Origin of the sequence: Micromonospora sp. NPDC002717 (genome assembly GCF_040295705.1) — a bacterium.
In the GTDB taxonomy this organism is placed as follows: domain Bacteria; phylum Actinomycetota; class Actinomycetes; order Mycobacteriales; family Micromonosporaceae; genus Micromonospora.
The window spans coordinates 113,879-130,029 of sequence record NZ_JBEOVW010000012.1; the positions used below are offsets into that span (position 1 = coordinate 113,879).

Sequence of the window (16,151 nt, forward strand, 5' to 3'; positions counted from 1 at the left end):
AGTGTCACCGGCAGCGCCACACCACCGGGACAGCCCGGGGACCGCCGACCGACCCGCCACCCGCGATGAGGCGACCGTCCCGGCTGATCGCCACGGCGTTGTTGGACGAGCTCGTGTCGTGGTCGTGCAGGTCCGGCAGCGTCACCATGCCCTGGTGGCTGGCGAGCAGTCCCTGCCCCTCCCGGTTGCCGACGAGCCAACCGTCGGCGCTGACGCTGCGACCGCCGATCCTCATCTCGGGGAAGGTCTGGACCTCGCCGGTGCGCAGGTTCCACCGCGTCGGGACGTCACCGCGCGGCCCTTCCGCGGTGCCGGCCACCCAGTCCTCGGAGATCGCCATCGCGCGCGTGGCGACGGCCCTCTCGCCGTCAACGACCGGTGGCGGCAGTTCCCGCAGCGTGCCGTCGGGCAACCAGGCGTACGCCTGGAACAGAGTCGTGCGCTGGCGGTTGAGCGTGCCGACGATCGTGCCGTCGGTGGAGATGTCTCTGGCCTCGCCCTCCCAGTCGCCGTCCGGCATCGGCAGCACCGTCGGTTGGTCCGTCGGGGTTCGCCAGACCAGGGGCTGTCCGAGTATGTTCGCGCCGACCACGACCCCGCTGTCGTTGATCGCGTTCGCCCGGATGGACGGCTGCCCGGGCAGGTGCGTCACGGTGCCGTCGCGGTAGATCCACGCTTGTTCATTGAGGACGCCGCTGACGCCGACCGCTACGCCGCGGGAGTTGATGTCGGTGGGCAGTTGCTGGTCGCCCGGCACGGGGATCACCTGAAGGCGGCCGTTGTCCCAGATCAACATGTCGAGGCCGGTGCCACCGCGTCCGGGGTTCGTCCGGCCCACGATGTAGCGCCCGGTCGGATCCATGCCGATCACCATGTTCATGATGCTGCGGTCCGGCACCGGTAGCCGCTCGACCGGGCAGGTCGTGGGCAGGCTGCGCGGCGGCTCCGACGCGGCCGGCGCCGGCGGGGTCGGACGCCGTACGGCGGCGGTCACGGCGGGTGCGGCCACGACCGCCAGCGCGGTGACCGTTGCCGCCGCGGACACCCGGATCCGCGTGGTCCGTCGTCGGGCCGCTCGGCGTCCCGCCTGCACGATCTCCTCGGCGGAGAACCGAGGCCCCGGCGCGATCGAGTTGGCCCGCCGCTCGAGTGCGTCGGCGAGTCCCCGGTCCGGTCGGTCGTTCATGGCGTCACCGCCCCCTTCTCCGCATCCTGTTCCTCTAGTTGCCGCCGTAGCGCGGCGAGGCCCCGTGACGCGTGGCTCTTCACCGTGCCCCGCGAGATGTCCAGCACCTCGGCGATCTCCGCCTCGGCCATGCCCTCGTAGTAGCGCAGCACCAGCACGGCCCGCTGCTTCGGCGGCAGCGTCAGCAGGCGCTGCCACATCGCGTCGTGCTCCAGTCGCGCGTCCGTCTCGTCCACACCGCCGCGGTCCGGCACCGTGTCGACCGGTCGCTCCCGGTACGCCCGGCTCCGCCACCACGACGTCGCGGTGGTGACCAGCGCCCGCCGCACGTACCCCTCGACGGCGGCGGGGTCCCGGATGCGCGACCACCTGACGTACGTCTTGACGAGCACCGTCTGCAGCAGGTCCTCGGCCCTGTCGCGGTCGCCGACCAGCAGGTACGCGCTGCGCAGCAACGCCGCCGAACGCGCGGCGACAAACCCCCGGAACGCGTCCTCGGCAACCTCGTCCATCGAACCTCCACACCGCCCTATCCGACTGCTCGGACTAAGGACGCAGTCGCTCGCCGATCGGTTGTCCTCGGGTGCGGCCCCGCGGAGCCCGACGACCGTCGGTGCCGGTCCGCCGGTGCGAGTCGCGCCGGCCACCACCGCCGGCAGGAACGCGGTCGCGTCGTACCGGCCGATCGGGCAGCATCCACCGGGTGCTGTTGATCGTTCCCGGGGACCCGCTGCGACCGCGTCGGCCGGATGACCACTTCGCGCCGGAAGCACACGCTGCCCGGGACCTCGGCGTCTCGGTCGCCGTCGTCGACCATGACGCGTTGGCCCGTGGCGACGACGTGCCGCGGGCGGTGTCCCGGGTGACGGCGGAGGGCGACGCGGTCTACCGCGGCTGGATGCTGCGCAGCGAGCGGTACGCGGCCTTCGCCGCGGCGCTGGCCGGCCGTGGCGTCACGCTGCGGACGAACGGCGAGCAGTACCGGCGCGCCCACGAACTGCCCGGTTGGTATCCCGACCTGGCCGACCTCACGCCGCGTACGACGTGGACGGTCGGGACGCGGCGCGCCGACTTCGACCGGGCGCGGTGCGACCTCGGCGGCGGGCCGGCGGTGCTGCGCGACTTCGCCAAGTCCATGAAGCACCACTGGCACGAGGCGGCGCTCATCCCGGACCTCGGGGACGGTGACGCCGCCTGGGCGGTCGCGAGCCGGTTCCTCGACCTGCGCGGGGACGACGTCGTCGGTGGCTTCGTGCTGCGCCGGTTCGAGCGGTTCGTCACCGCCGAGGTCCGCACGTGGTGGGTCGATGGCGGCTGCGTCCTGGTCGGCGCGCACCCGGACAGTCCGCACGACACCCCGCCGGAGAACGTCGACCCACGTCTGTTGGGCCCGTCGATCGCGGCGCTGCGGCTGCCCTTCGTGACCGTCGACCTGGCCCTGCGCGCCGACGGGGTGTGGCGGATCGTCGAACTCGGCGACGGGCAGGTCAGCGACCGGCCGGTGACCATCGCACCGGAGGCACTCGTCGGCGCCCTGTTCGCCGGGCCGGCCGTGGCCTGACCGCGGAGGCACGCCGCGGGGCGGTGCCCTGATCAGCCGGTCCGGTCGGCGCCTGCCGCCATCGTCGCGGTCAGGCGCAGCCAGGACGCGAGGTCCCGCACCTCGGCCCGTACCGCCTCCGTCATCGCCCCGGTGAAGGGGGCATCCCTGTGGACGGCGTGCACCAGGAAGGTCCCGCTTCTGCGGTCCGCCGTGGCGTCCACCTTCCCGACGAGCCGGTCGTCGTGCAGGATCGGCAACGCGAAGTAGCCCCACCGGCGCCTGGCCTTCGGCTTGTACATCTCCAGCACGTACTCGAAGTCGAAGAGTTCCGCGAGCCGCACCCGGTCGTGCACGAGGCGGTCGAACGGCGACAGCAACGCCGTACGCCCGGTGAAGGGCCGCCCGACGGCGGCGGGGTCCACCCGCCAGGTTCCCGGCAGGCCCTCGACGGTCGCGGGCTCGCCGACGCCGCTCGCGTCGCCGCCCGACAGGGCCGTCGCGCGCACGATGCCGAGCGACCGCAGGAGCCGTTCGTCGCGGATCCGGCGCGCCTCGTCGAGCGGGACGACGGGGGTGCCGGCGGGGTAGACCCGCTCGGCCAGGTCCCACAGGCGCTGCCGCCCGCGGCGGCCGGCGATCGCGACCTCGCCGCGCATCACCAGGAACTCCAGCATCTGGGTCACGTTGCGGTTGTTGGTCCACCCGGTCGACGGCCACGCCACCACGCTGGTGTCCGGGATGTCGCGGGACAGCAACGGCCCGGCGGCGCCGAGCAGGTCCAGGACGTCGCGACGGAACCGGTCGTTGCGCCGCAGCCATTCCCGCTGCCGCTCGCCGGCGGGCAGGGTCGCCATGACCGCGAGGTAGAGGCGCAGGTCGTCCATCGGCCGCACCATCGCCTGGTGCTCGAAGAGCGTCCGGTCCCGTTCCAGGGCCTGCTGAAGGTGGGCCGGTTCGTACGACGACCTGAGGCGACTCCAGGCGACCAGGTCCGCGTTCGGCGCGACGGCGGCCGTCGGGTCGATCTGCAGGAGCGTCAGGTGGCGCACCACCGTCATCAGGTCGGCGGGCCGCGGAGTGTCCAGGAGCTGGGCGCGGACGGCGATCCGCCGCGCCTCCGTGCGATCGAGTCGGTGCACGCTCATGTCGCGACAGCGTAGGTGACGGCGAGGAACCTCGTCGCCGCCCGTGCGACCGGTGCGTCGGTCTACCCGCTGCTCGCCCGCTCAGTCTCCGGACAGCGTGGCGCGCGACGCCGCGACGATCGCCTCCACCCCGATCCCCGCCTGGTCCATGAGCTGGCTCGACGTCCCGGAGGTGGGCAGGCCCCGGACGGCCAGGTGCGTCACCCGCACCGGCTCGGCGAGGTCGGCCAGCGACTCCAGCACGGCCGAGCCGAGGCCACCCTCCGGGTAGTGGTCCTCCACCACCACCAGCCGGCCGCCGGTGACCCGGACGGCGTCCAGCAACCGCTGCCGGTCCAGCGGCTTCACCGAGTACAGGTCGATCACCCGGGCCGCGACGCCCTCGCCCGCCAGCCGGTCCGCGGCGGCGAGGCAGTTGTGCACCGTCACCCCGGCCCCGACCAGCGCGACCCGGTCGTCGTCGCCGCCGCGCAGCAGCTTGCTGCCGCCCACCGGGAAGGCCTCGTCGTTGCCGTACAGGACGGGGTACGCGCCCCGGGTCGTCCGCAGGTAGGCGATGCCCCCGCAGTCGACCATCTCCCGCACCAGGGCCGCGCAGGACACGGCGTCGCTGGGGTAGAGGAGGGTCGACCCGTGGACGGCGCGCATCGCCGCCAGGTCCTCCAGCCCCATCTGCGAGGGGCCGTCCGCCCCCACCTCCACCCCCGCGTGCGAGCCGGACAGGGCGATGTCGGCCCCGGAGATGCCGGCCATCCGGATGAAGTCGTAGGCGCGGGAGAAGAAGGCCGCGAAGGTCGAGGCGAAGGGACGGTACCCGCGTACCTGCAACCCGACCGCCGCGGCGACCAGCTGCTGTTCGGCGATGAACATCTCGAAGAACCGGTCGGGATACTCCCCGGCGAACCGGTCGGCGCGCGTCGAGTCGCTGACCTCGCCGTCCAGCGCGACCACGTCCGGCCGGGCCCCCAACGCGCGCAGCGCGTCGCCGTACGCGTTGCGGGTGGCGACCTTCGCCCCCCGGTCGTACCGGGGCATCTCCGGTGGCGCGCCGGCGGGAGCGGCGGGCGGCGGAGCGGCCTCGGGGCGTGGGCCGGCGACGCGGATCTGGCGTACGCCGCCGAGCGCGTCGACGGCGCGGTCGGCCAGGTCGGGCTTGAACGGCTTGCCGTGCCAGCCCGGCTTGTTCTCGACCTCGGGCACGCCCTTGCCCTTCACGGTCCGGGCGAGCACCACGGTCGGGCCCGTCGCCTGCCGGGCACTGCCCAGCGCCTCGTCGATGGCGGCGAGGTCGTGGCCGTCGACGACGACCGCACGGCAGCCGAACGCCTCGACCCGCCGCCGGTAGGTGTCCAGGTCCCATTCCAACTCGGTCGGCCCCCGCTGCCCGAACCGGTTCACGTCCACGATCGCCGTCAGGTTGCCGAGCCCGTAGTGGCTCGCCTTGTCCAGCGCCTCCCAGATGGAGCCCTCGGCCGTCTCGCTGTCCCCGCACAACACCCAGACGTGGTAGGGCAGCCGGTCGAGGTACCGGCCGGCCAGCGCGATCCCGACACCGACGGGCAGCCCCTGGCCGAGCGCGCCCGTGGCCACGTCGACCCAGGGCAGCGCCGGCGTCGGGTGCCCCTGCAGGCGCGAGCCGAACTGGCGGTAGGTCTGCACCAGCTCCTCGTCGCTGATCACCCCGACCGCCTTGAAGACCGCGTACAGCAGCGGCGAGGCGTGGCCCTTGGAGAAGATCAGGTGGTCGTTGGCGCGACCGCCCGGATCCGACCAGTCGTAGTGCAGGTGCCGGGTGATCAGCACGGCGAGCAGGTCCGCGGCGGACAGGCTGGAGGTCGGGTGACCGGACCCGGCCCGGGTGCTGCACCGGATCGCGTCCACCCGCAACTGCGCGGCGAGCTCGCCCAGCTCGGTGATCTCGTCGGCGCGGAGAGTGCGCTCTGCTTCCATCGTCACCGGCATCGCCTCCAGCGATCGGCCTTCCTCGGCCCGGTGCTGCCGGACCGCCCGGCCCACGGCCGGGCAGCCCCCGCCGGCCTGCTCCCCGTACCGTAGCCAGGAAATCGGCCCGGCGTCCGGCAACCACCGATCTGCCCCGAGGGGCGTCGGCGGCCGACCGGAGGGCTGCCGGGGGAGGCAGGACTATCCGGCGACGGAGCGGGAAAGGGGCCCCGGGGAGCCGAATGGATCGGGGGTGCCGTGGAAGCCGTCTTGATCGGCGCGGTGATCGTGATCGTGGTCCTCGCGCTCGTCGGCGCCCTGAGCGTCCGGCTTGTGCAGCAGTACCAGCGCGGCATCGTCTTCCGCTTCGGCCGCGTGCTGCAACCGGTCCGCGAGCCCGGCCTGCGCCTCATCGTCCCGATCGCCGACCGGATGGTCCGCGTCAGCATGCAGACGACCGTGATCGGCGTGCCCCCGCAGGGCGCCATCACCCGGGACAACGTCACCCTCACCGTCGACGCGGTCGTCTACTACCGGGTCGTCGACCCGGTGAAGGCGCTGGTCAACGTCCGCGACTACCCCGCGGCCGTGCTTCAGGTGGCGCAGACCGCGCTGCGGTCGGTGATCGGCAAGGCCGACCTGGACACCCTGCTCGGCGACCGGGAGCGGATCAACACCGAGCTGAAGGCTGTCATCGACGCGCCGACCGAGAAGCCGTGGGGGCTGCTCATCGAGCGGGTCGAGGTCAAGGACGTCGCGCTGCCCGAGGGGATGAAGCGGTCGATGTCCCGCCAGGCCGAGGCGGAACGCGAGCGCCGCGCCCGGGTGATCGCCGCCGACGGCGAGTACCAGGCGTCCCGCCGGCTCGCCGACGCGTCCCGGGCGATGGCGGCCACCCCCGGGGCGTACCAGCTCCGGCTGCTGCAGACCGTCGTGGACGTTGCGGCGGAGAAGAACAGCACCCTGGTGATGCCGTTCCCGGTCGAGCTGCTGCGCTTCTTCGACAAGTTCACCCACGCCGCCGCGCCCACGCGCGAAGCCGAGCCGCCGGCGGCGCAGCCCCCCGCGGCGGAGCGTGCCGCACCGGCACCCACCGCCGCGCCCGGCGACGGCCGCCGCCGACCCTCGGCCTGACCCCTCGTCGGCGCGCGTGCCGACCTTGGCGCGCCGCCGCCTCCGTCGCCGGTGCGCCCGGCTGCCCGGGTACGACCACCGCCCGCACGTCGGCCGAGCCGACGGGTGGCGGCCCGCTCGGCGAGGACGCTTGCCAGAGGGTGCTACGAGTAGCGGGTGTCCGTTACCGACCATGCCGCCACCCCGCCGCGCCGCGCGGGACGTCCGGAGCCCGGAAGCAGCCGTTGCGCCGATGGATCCACCGCCCGGCGCGACCACAATGGCCACCGAGGCAGCCACGGTGGCTGTCCGTTCCAGGGCGGGGAGGTGGGCGCGTGACCGGCTGGCAGGTCTCGGGCTACCGCCCGGTTCGGCAGCTCGGCGCCGGCGCGTCCGGCCGGGTGGATCTCGCCGTGCACGACGCGACCGGGACCCCCGTCGCCATCAAGTACCTCACCGGCGGCATCGGTGACGACCCCTCGTTCCGCACCGCGTTCCGGGACGAGGCCCGGCTGCTGGCCGAGATCGACGACCCGCACGTCTCCCGGCTCTACGAGTACGTCGAGTCGCCCGCCGGCGCGGCGATCGTCATGGAACTGGTCAACGGCGTATCGCTGCGGCAGATGCTGCGCGCGCACGGCCCCACCACCCCGGAGTCGGCGCTGTGCGTCCTCAAGGGATCGCTCGCCGGGCTCGGCGCCGCGCACGCCAGGGGCGTGGTACACCGCGACTACAAGCCGGAGAACGTGCTGGTCACCGCCGAGGGCACCAGCAAGCTGGCCGACTTCGGCATCGCGATGCCGGCCGGGGAGACCTCCGGGGTCAGCGTCACCGGCACCCCCCGCTACATGGCCCCCGAGCAGTGGAGGGGCGCCCCGGCCAGCCCGGCCTGCGACATCTACGCGGCCACCGCCACCTTCTACGAGTGCCTCACCGGTCGGCCGCCCTACGACGGGCGGGACCTGTTCACCCTGCACCAGCAGCACGCCCGGGCGCCGATCCCCACCGACCCGGCTCCCGAGCCGGTGCACGACCTGCTGCGGCACGGCATGGCCAAGCAGCCGGCCGAGCGACCGCAACCCGCGCAGGTCTTCCTCGCCGTGCTGGAACAGGTGGCGGCCGGCGCGTACGGAGCGGAGTGGGAGGAGCGCGGCCTGCGCGAGCTGGCCCGCCGGGCGGCCCTGCTCGCCGCCCTCTTCCCGTTCCCCGACGGCACCGGCGGGGCCACCAGCCTGGCCAGCACCGCGCTGGGCGAAGGCACCGGCCGGTGGACCTGGCTGCGCGCGGGCCGGGCCCGCGCTGCGCTGGTCGGCGGCGGGTTGGTCGCCGCGCTGCTGGTCGGCGGGGCGGGGCTGAGCTACGCCAGCCGCGACGAGACGGTGCCGGCGGCGGCTGCCCCGCAGGCGACCGCGGGCCCGACCGCCGAGGCCCCCGCCCCGGCCGCCGCGCCGCCCACGCCGACGGTGGCGGCGACCCCCGTCCCCGCGACCACCGCCACGCCCGCCGCGCCGACCGCGACGACGGCCGCCCCGGCGCCAACCGGCACGAGCGCGTCGTCGTCCCCGTCCGCCTCCGCCTCGCCGGCCAGCACCAGCCCGCCACCGCCGGCGGACACCGTCGCGCCCTCCGTCGGGCAGGTCGCGGCAAGCCCGACCGAGCTCGACCCCAAGGGCTGTCCGTACGGGCCCACGTCCAGCACCGTCTCGGCCGTCGTCTCCGACGACCGTACGACGGCCGGGAGACTGCGGGTCAGCTTCCGGTACACCCTGGACGGCCGCACCACGGAGGTGCCCATGACGGCCGACCGTCGTGGAGTGTTCCGTGGCGTCCTGCGCGACCTGCCCCGACCGGGCGACAGGACCCAGATCCCGGTCCGGGTCGTCGCGGTCGACGAGGCCGGCAACGCCTCGCCCGAGAGCTCGCCGGTCCACGTGACACTCCACCCGTTCTGCACCCCGGGCTGATCGGTGACCCGGATGTCGACCACGATGACGGAGGGCGGGCCGCCGTGACCCAGCCGAACGACCAGACCGAGGCGCTGCCCACCCACCGGCTGCCCGTAGACGGCGCGGCGACCGCCCGGCTCGACGGCCTGCCGCACCCGACCGGCCCCACCGCACACCCCGCCCCCGACGAACCCACCGCGCACGTGAGTGCCGGCGGGCCGACGGCGTACCTGGCCTCTGGTGAGCCGACGGCGTACCTGGGCTCCGGCGAGTCCACGGCATATCTGGGCTCCGGCGAGCCGACGACGTATCTGGGCTCCGGCGAGCCGACCGGGCCCCTGCCCGGCGGCGCGCCGACGATACGGCACCCGGCCGCCGGAGACGGCACGGCGCACCTGGCCCAGGGGGAAGCGACGGCGCACCTGAACCTTGGGGGCGCCACCGGGCACCTCGGCGGGGGAGAACCGACGGCGCACCTCGCGCCGGGGTGGCGGGTCGCCCCGCCCGCCGGCCCTGTGCCTGCCCCGCCCGGCGGTCCCGTGCCGTCCCCGCGCGTGGACCCCGGCCGGCTGCCGGTCGATCCGGGTGTGCGGTCCGGGCCGTGGACGACGGCGCAGCCGAGCGGGCAGGAGCCGACGGGCCCGGTGACCGCGGTCGGGACGGGGCGTACCACCGGGGCCGGGCCGGGGACGGTCTTCGGCGGCCGTACGGGAGCGTCGCCCGTGCCCGCGGGCGGGGAGGTGCGGTTCGGGCCGGGCGTGCCGGCCGTCCCGCCGGTCGCGCCTGCCTGGCCCGTGCCGACGCCCCCGCGCCGGCGGCGGTCGGCGTGGCGGACCGTCACCTCGGTGCTCTCCACCGTGCTCACCGTCGCGCTGCTCGTCGTCGTCGGCCTCTATCTCTGGCAGCGGATCAGCCCGCTGGAGGTCTCCGGGGTCACGGTGGCGGTGCCGCGGCCGGCCGGCGACCGGTGCGACGTCACCGTCGACGTGGTGGCCACCGTGTCGACCAACGGCCGGGCGGGGGAGATCCGCTACCAGTGGCTGCGCAGTGGCAGCGCCCCCGGCAGCCTGCTGACCGAGCGGGTCGGCCGCGGCCAGCGCACCGTCGAGTTGACGCTGCGTTGGGCCTTCAGCGGCGTGGGCACCACGACCGAGACGGCCACGGTCAACATCACCTCGCCGTCCCCGGTGCAGGCCCAGGCCCCGGTCGCCTACGACTGCCGACGCCGCTGATCCTCCCGGCCGAGCGGGCGCGCGCCGCCCGCCGGCACGGTCACGTCGACGCGCCGCCGCCCGGCGCCGACCGGTGTTTCCCCGGCCGGCGCCGAGGGTAGGTCGGGCGCGACGAGACGGACACCCGTGTGGAGGATTTTCATGAGAGACGACTTCGGCGACGCGGTGGGGGACGCCCTCCGCTCGGTGCTGCTGTTCCTGCCCAAGGCCGTGGCCTTCGTGGCGATCCTGCTGGTCGGCTGGCTGATCGCCAAGGCCGTGCTCAAGATCGTCGACAAGGTGCTGGAGCGGGTGGGCTTCGACCGCGCGGTGGAGCGCGGCGGGATCCGCCGGGCCCTGGCCCGGTCCCGGTACGACGCCAGCGACATCGTCGCCAAGCTCGCCTACTACGGCGTGCTGCTGGTGACCCTCCAGCTCGCGTTCGGCATCTGGGGCCCGAACCCCGTCTCGGACCTGATCGCCGGCGTGATCGCCTGGCTGCCCCGTGCCTTCGTCGCGATCGTCATCGTCGTGGTCGCCGCCGCGATCGGCAACGCCGTCAAGGACATCATCAGCGGCGCCCTGGGCGGGCTGTCGTACGGCCGCATCCTGGCCACCATCGCCTCGGTGTTCGTCCTCGGCCTCGGCGTCATCGCCGCCCTCAACCAGATCGGCGTGGCCACCGCCGTGACCACCCCGGTGCTGGTCGCCGTGCTCGCCACCGTCGGTGGCATCCTCGTCGTCGGGGTCGGCGGCGGTCTGGTCCGTCCGATGCAGAGCCGCTGGGAGTCCTGGCTGACCCGCGCCGAGCAGGAGTCGCACCTGATCGCCACGCACGCCCGCGCCTACCAGGCCGGCCGCCGCGACACCGAGACCCACCTGACCGGCCCGGCCGCCGACGCCGAGGCCACCCAGGTCGTCCGCGCCGGTGAACCCGCCGGCCCGGCCGTGGACGCCGCCGCCACCCAGGTCGTGCCGCGCCCCGCCGGCCCGGCCACGCCCCACGCCGACCCGGACGCCACCCAGGTCACATCGACCGGCGCCACGGCCCCGGCACAGCCGACCGGCCAGGACGCCGAGGCCACCATGATCATCCCGCCGATGGGTCAGGAGAAGCTCCGCCGCTGAACGCGCCGCCGCGTTCCGGGGTGGGATCCGCGCGGGTCCCACCCCGACGCGTGTCGCGGTAAGGCATGGCCGTCACGGTCGCCGCCGTCTACCATCGCCGGCATGACGTGGCGATGTTGATGCACCGCTGACGGTCGCCCCCGTGGGCCGCCGCGGACGCCGTACGTCCGGTGTCCGCTTCGTCTCCACGGGAAGGCCTCATGACTGTCCACACTGTGCGCGTGCCCGATCCGCGTGTCCGCCGGCTGGCGGCCATCCTCTACGGGTACGCGTTCCTCGGTGAACTCGTTCTGCTCTATCCGCTGTACGCGCTGCTGTTCAGCGACACCGGCCTGTCGGTCTGGCAGATCTCCTCGCTGTTCGTGATCTGGTCGGCCAGCGGCATCCTGCTGGAGGTGCCCTCCGGCGCCTTCGCCGACGCGGTCTCCCGGCGGCTGCTGCTCGCCCTCGCCCCGCTCGTCACCGCCGCCGGCTTCGCGCTCTGGGTGCTCGTCCCCTCGTACCCGGCCTTCGCCGTCGGGTTCGTGCTGTGGGGTGCCGGCGGTGCGCTCGCCTCGGGTGCGCTGGAGGCGCTGGTCTTCAGCGAACTCGACCGGCTCGACGCCGCCGGCCGGTACGCCCGCGTCATCGGCCGGGCCCGGACGGCCGAGACGCTCGGCGTGCTCGCCTCGATCGTCCTGGCCGGCCCGGTGTTCGCCGTCGGCGGCTACCCGGCGGTGGGCGTGGCCAGCGTGCTCGCCTGCCTGCTCGCCGCCGCCGTCGCCACCCGCTTCCCCGAACACCGGCGACGCGCCGCCCCGGTGGCCGCTGCCGTCCCCGCCGCCGGCGCGTCCGGGCCGGTAGCGGCCCCCGACACCGCCGGACCGGTATCGGCAGCCACCGCCGCCCGGCCGGTATCGGCAGCCGCCGCCGCCCAGGAGCGGACCGGCCGGGCCGCCGAGGCGGGACGGGACGCGGACGACGAGGACGGCGACGACGACCTCGGCTGGTGGGCGAGCCTGCGCGCCGGGCTCGCCGAGGCGCACGCCGACCGGGCCGTCCGCGCGGCGGTGCTGCTGGTCGCGGCGGTCGCGGCGGTCTGGGGGGCCCTCGAGGAGTACACGCCGCTGCTGGCGCGGGACACCGGCGTCGCCGAGGCGACCGTGCCGCTGCTGCTCCTGCTCATCTGGGCCGGGGTGAGCGTCGGCGGCTTGCTCGCCCCGGCGGGGGAGCGGCTGACCACCCGCGGGTACGCCGGGCTGCTGGCGGTGTCGGGCGTGGCCCTGGCCGCCGGGGCGCTGCTCGCCCGGCCCGTCGGGTTCGTGCTGGTCGCGGCCGCGTTCTGCGGCTTCCAACTCGCCACCGTGCTCGCCGACGCCCGCTTGCAGGCCCGGATCACCGGCAACAGCCGGGCCACGGTCACCTCGCTCGCCGGGATGGCCACCGACGTGACGGTCATCGCCGTCTACGGCGGGTACGGGCTGCTCGCCGCCGGGGCCGGAAACGGGGTCGCCTTCGCGGTGGCCGCCGTGCCGTACCTGGTCGTCGCGCTGCTCCTGGTGACGCGCGGCCGGCGGGCCCGAGGCGGGCCGGGTCGGGTGGCCGCCGGTCGCGCCGGCTGACGGAGGGCCCGGCGGCGGTCGGCGTGACCGCCGCCGGGCCGGCCCGCCGTCAGCCGTCGACGTGCCGGTCCGACCGCTGCTGGCCGGATCGGAGGGGTCGTGCCGGCGACGGGCGCGTGCTCATCGGCCCGCGCCTTCCAGGAGGTGCTTGAGCGCGGCCAGCCGGTCCCGCCAGTACGCCTTCAGCTCGGCCGCCTGTTGCGCCCCGGTCAGTTTCTCGTGCTGGACGGACACCCGGGACTTCGTCTCGCCCACGGCGGCGAAGCCCACCACGAGCCGGGTCGACCCGTCGCCCCAGTCGGCGCGGAACGTCCGGGGCGCGGTGGCGGTGCGGACCCGGACCTCCGCGTCGGGCAGCCACCGGCGGCGCAGCGCGTCGTCGGCGAAGGCGTCGAAGAGCCGCCGCACCGGGACGGCCACCGTGCGGCTGCCGGTGGCAAGGAAGCCGCCCCCGCGCCGCTGCCCGGGGGCGCGCAGGCCGCGCGTCTGTTCGTACCCGACGGTGAGGGTCTGCGCCCACCAGCCCGGCACCTCGTGCGTGGTGACCAGCCAGCGGGCGATCTCGGTGTGCGTACGCCCGGTGGCGTCCCAGGCGTCGAGCAGGACGAACCACTCGTCCCAGCCGCGGCCGGTGCGCTCCCGCAGGAGCGCGTCGGAGATCCGCTCGGTCTGCACCGCAGTGCCCGACGACGTCGCGCCCGGAGCGGGCTCCGTCGGCTCGGGCGGCGCGGCTGCGGGCTCGGCGGCGGTCGACCGGGCGACGAGTTGCCGGCGGGCGGTCGTGTAGCTCTCGCCGGTCTTGTCCATCCGGGCCCGGACCCGGGTCTTGAACGACCTGTCACGCGTCATCACATGCTCCCTCGTCGACGGCGCGGGTCGCAGGGACTCACGCTCCCGTCGACCGCGCCGGATCAGGGCATGTGGCACGGCATCCCGAGAACGCGAGGCTCCCTTTGCCTCCGCGACGCCGGTGGCGTGAGCACCGGTAAGGAGGTGAGGCGCGGGACGGCGCCGCCACCAGCATACGCCGGGCGAAGGGGCGGCGGGAGTGGGGCGGGATCGGGGGCAGCGGTCAGGGGCCGGCGGTCTCGCCGGTCTGCTCCCAGATCGAACTCATCTCGTCGAAGGCCTGCTCCATGAGCTGCACCATGGCCTGCCGGGCGCGCTCGCCGTCGCGTCGCTGGATCGCCTGGGCCACCTCCGCGTGCAGTTGGAGGGCCTGCTCGTGCGGGTGGTGGGGCATGAGGTGGTGCTGGTGCCGGCCGGTGAGCACCTCGGCGACCAGCTCCTGCAGCCGGACGAACATCTCGTTTCCGGAGGCGACCAGCACCCGCCGGTGGAACTCGATGTCGAGCCGCAGGAAGCGCTCCTCGTCGCCGGCCTTGCCGGCGGCCCACATCTTCGCCGCGAGGCCGACGAGGTCGCTCGCCTCGTCGTGACCGACCCGGCTGGCCGCGAGCAGGGCGGCGTGCGGCTCGACGGCGGTGCGCAGCTCGGTGATCGAGCGGAGCTGGGTGATGCGGCCGGACGAGGCGAGCCGCCAGCGGATCACCTGCGGGTCGAAGACGTTCCAGGCGTCCGTCGGGCGGATCATGACGCCGACCCGTCGGCGGGTCTCGATGAACCCGATCGAGGCGAGCACCCGCAGGACCTCGCGGACGACCGAGCGGGACACGGCGTACCGCTCGACCAGCTCGTCGATGTTGAGGACGGCCCCGGCGGCCAGCTCGCCACCGCAGATGGCCGTGCCGAGGTGGTCGAGGACGCGTGCGTGCAGCCCGGCCTCGACAGGGGCGATCGGGGCGACTGCGACCCCTGGGGAGGACGGTTTCACACGGCGGATCATATCAGTTGGGTCTACCTCTTGAATAAATCTGCTTTTTCGGCCTAGCATCCCGGCGTTAAGCGGATGTAAACAGGGAGGTGGCGGCCCCACCCTCGGGCCAGGCCACGGCCACGGCATAAGGAGTGATGGACGTGAGACGTCGATCAGTTATCGGGACTTCCCTGGCGATGGTCGTCGCCCTCGGCCTGTCCGCCTGCGGTGGCGGGGACGACGCCGGCGGCTCGGACACCGTGCGCGTGACGCTGGTGAACCACGTCTGGACGGACAACATCAAGAAGGCGCTGCCGGAGTTCGAGAAGCAGACGGGCCTCAAGGTCGAGGTGACCCAGCTCGGCGAGGACCAGCTCTCCGACCAGTACAACGTCAAGCTGAACGCCGGATCCAGCGACATCGACGTGATGATGTACCGGCCCCTCCAGGAGGGGAAGCTGTTCGCCAAGAACAAGTACCTGGCCGACCTGACGGACAAGGCAAAGTCGGACAGCGCGTTCGAGTTCGGCGACTTCCAGACCGGGCCGGTGCAGGCCACCAGCTACGAGGACAAGCTGGTCGGGGTGCCGATCATCACCGAGCAGGAGGTCCTCTACTACCGCAAGGACCTGCTGGAGAAGTCCGGCTTCACCGCCCCGCCGAAGACCCTCGACGAGCTCAAGGCGCAGGCGGCCAAGGTCGAGGCGGACAACCCGGGCGTGGCGGGCTTCGTGTCCCGCACCGGCAAGGCGGCCGCCGTCACGCAGTTCTCCAGCTTCCTCTACAGCTTCGGCGGCGACTTCGTCGACGCCAACGGCAAGGCGTCGGTCAACACCGACCAGGCCAAGCAGGCGTACGCCTACTACGGCGGGCTGCTGCGCGAGCACGGCCCGGAGAACATCAGCACCGACATGAGCTGGTCCGAGGCGATGGCGATCTTCACCCAGGGCAAGGCGGCCTTCTACACCGAGGCCAACTCGCTCTACAAGAACGCCACCGACCCGGCCAAGTCGAAGGTCTCCGAGACCGTCGGGTTCGCCGCCTTCCCGGCCGGCCCGGCCGGCTCGAAGCCGTACAACATCCCCTCGTGGGCGCTCGGCGTCAACGAGACGTCCAAGAACCAGGACAACGCCTGGAAGTTCATCCAGTGGGCGGCCGGCAAGGAGCAGGCGCTGGCGCAGCAGAAGGCCGGCGTCCCCAGCGCCCGCACGTCCGTCTGGGAGAACCCGGAGGGCTCGGCCAGCTACCCGAAGGACCTCGCCGAGGCCACCACGGTCAGCACCGCCAACGGCGTGGGCCACGACCGCCCGCTGGTCGTGAAGGTCGCCCAGGCGCGGGAGATCGTCGGCCAGCCGATCGTCGACGCGATCACCGGCAAGGACGCGGCCGCCTCGGCGGACGCGGCCAACGAGGCGTTCCAGAAGTTCCTCGACGACGAGGCGAAGTAGCCCGAAGCGCAGGTGGCGGAGCCGACCGGCTCCGCCACCCCGCGTCGGGACGCTGGCCCTGACCCCCACCCGG

General features: G+C 74.2%; 13 protein-coding genes. 7 read left to right on the forward strand and 6 right to left on the reverse strand.

The genetic code is table 11. The features are described 5' to 3' along the window. Positions 1–4: 4 nt before the first annotated feature. Both ABT006_RS19510 and ABT006_RS19515 read right to left on the reverse strand, forming a co-directional pair. Positions 5–1,186 carry a hypothetical protein gene (locus ABT006_RS19510; RefSeq protein ID WP_350708192.1) on the reverse strand — a complete coding sequence of 394 codons (1,182 nt, stop codon included), beginning with the start codon at positions 1,184–1,186 and terminating at the stop codon, positions 5–7. Then, the gene (locus ABT006_RS19515; RefSeq protein WP_350708194.1) at positions 1,183–1,698 is read right to left on the reverse strand and encodes a SigE family RNA polymerase sigma factor; all 516 of its coding nucleotides are present in this window, start codon (positions 1,696–1,698) and stop codon (positions 1,183–1,185) included. Before ABT006_RS19515 ends, ABT006_RS19510 begins: the two co-directional genes overlap by 4 nt. A 191-nt stretch (positions 1,699–1,889) precedes the next feature. Here ABT006_RS19515 and ABT006_RS19520 point away from each other — a divergent pair, with 191 nt between their 5' ends. Then, complete coding sequence (locus tag ABT006_RS19520) at positions 1,890–2,747, forward strand: ATP-grasp domain-containing protein (protein ID WP_350708196.1); 858 nt, start codon at positions 1,890–1,892, stop codon at positions 2,745–2,747. A 32-nt stretch (positions 2,748–2,779) separates the two neighbouring features. Here ABT006_RS19520 and ABT006_RS19525 read toward each other — a convergent pair whose 3' ends face one another. Both ABT006_RS19525 and ABT006_RS19530 read right to left on the reverse strand, forming a co-directional pair. After that, positions 2,780–3,874, reverse strand: a complete 1,095-nt coding sequence (locus ABT006_RS19525) for a DNA glycosylase AlkZ-like family protein (RefSeq protein WP_350708198.1) — start codon at positions 3,872–3,874, stop codon at positions 2,780–2,782. An 81-nt stretch (positions 3,875–3,955) separates the two neighbouring features. Then, positions 3,956–5,824 (reverse strand): transketolase, encoded by a 1,869-nt coding sequence (locus tag ABT006_RS19530; protein WP_350708362.1) that lies wholly within the window; start codon positions 5,822–5,824, stop codon positions 3,956–3,958. A 249-nt stretch (positions 5,825–6,073) separates the two neighbouring features. On the opposite strand from ABT006_RS19530, the gene ABT006_RS19535 reads away from it, so the two are divergent. From ABT006_RS19535 to ABT006_RS19555, 5 genes are all read left to right on the forward strand, one after another. Further along, positions 6,074–6,949 carry an SPFH domain-containing protein gene (locus ABT006_RS19535; RefSeq protein ID WP_350708200.1) on the forward strand — a complete coding sequence of 292 codons (876 nt, stop codon included), beginning with the start codon at positions 6,074–6,076 and terminating at the stop codon, positions 6,947–6,949. Positions 6,950–7,263: 314 nt separating this feature from the next. Continuing rightward, positions 7,264–8,892, forward strand: a complete 1,629-nt coding sequence (locus ABT006_RS19540; RefSeq protein ID WP_350708201.1) for a serine/threonine-protein kinase — start codon at positions 7,264–7,266, stop codon at positions 8,890–8,892. A gap of 44 nt (positions 8,893–8,936) precedes the next feature. Next, complete coding sequence (locus ABT006_RS19545) at positions 8,937–10,106, forward strand: hypothetical protein (protein ID WP_350708203.1); 1,170 nt, start codon at positions 8,937–8,939, stop codon at positions 10,104–10,106. Between the two features lie 141 nt (positions 10,107–10,247). Further along, positions 10,248–11,213, forward strand: coding sequence for a mechanosensitive ion channel family protein (locus ABT006_RS19550; RefSeq protein ID WP_350708205.1), 966 nt, complete (start codon positions 10,248–10,250; stop codon positions 11,211–11,213). Positions 11,214–11,413: 200 nt separating this feature from the next. Further along, on the forward strand, positions 11,414–12,814 hold the full coding sequence (locus ABT006_RS19555) for an MFS transporter (RefSeq protein ID WP_502891005.1): 1,401 nt from the start codon (positions 11,414–11,416) through the stop codon (positions 12,812–12,814). Between the two features lie 120 nt (positions 12,815–12,934). Here ABT006_RS19555 and ABT006_RS19560 read toward each other — a convergent pair whose 3' ends face one another. Further along, positions 12,935–13,663 carry a hypothetical protein gene (locus tag ABT006_RS19560; RefSeq protein WP_350708209.1) on the reverse strand — a complete coding sequence of 243 codons (729 nt, stop codon included), beginning with the start codon at positions 13,661–13,663 and terminating at the stop codon, positions 12,935–12,937. 223 nt (positions 13,664–13,886) lie between these two features. Next, on the reverse strand, positions 13,887–14,648 hold the full coding sequence (locus ABT006_RS19565) for a FadR/GntR family transcriptional regulator (protein WP_350708211.1): 762 nt from the start codon (positions 14,646–14,648) through the stop codon (positions 13,887–13,889). A 143-nt stretch (positions 14,649–14,791) separates the two neighbouring features. Between ABT006_RS19565 and ABT006_RS19570 the strand changes: the two genes are divergently transcribed. Beyond that, the gene (locus tag ABT006_RS19570; RefSeq protein WP_350708213.1) at positions 14,792–16,078 is read left to right on the forward strand and encodes an ABC transporter substrate-binding protein; all 1,287 of its coding nucleotides are present in this window, start codon (positions 14,792–14,794) and stop codon (positions 16,076–16,078) included. Positions 16,079–16,151 lie beyond the last annotated feature (73 nt).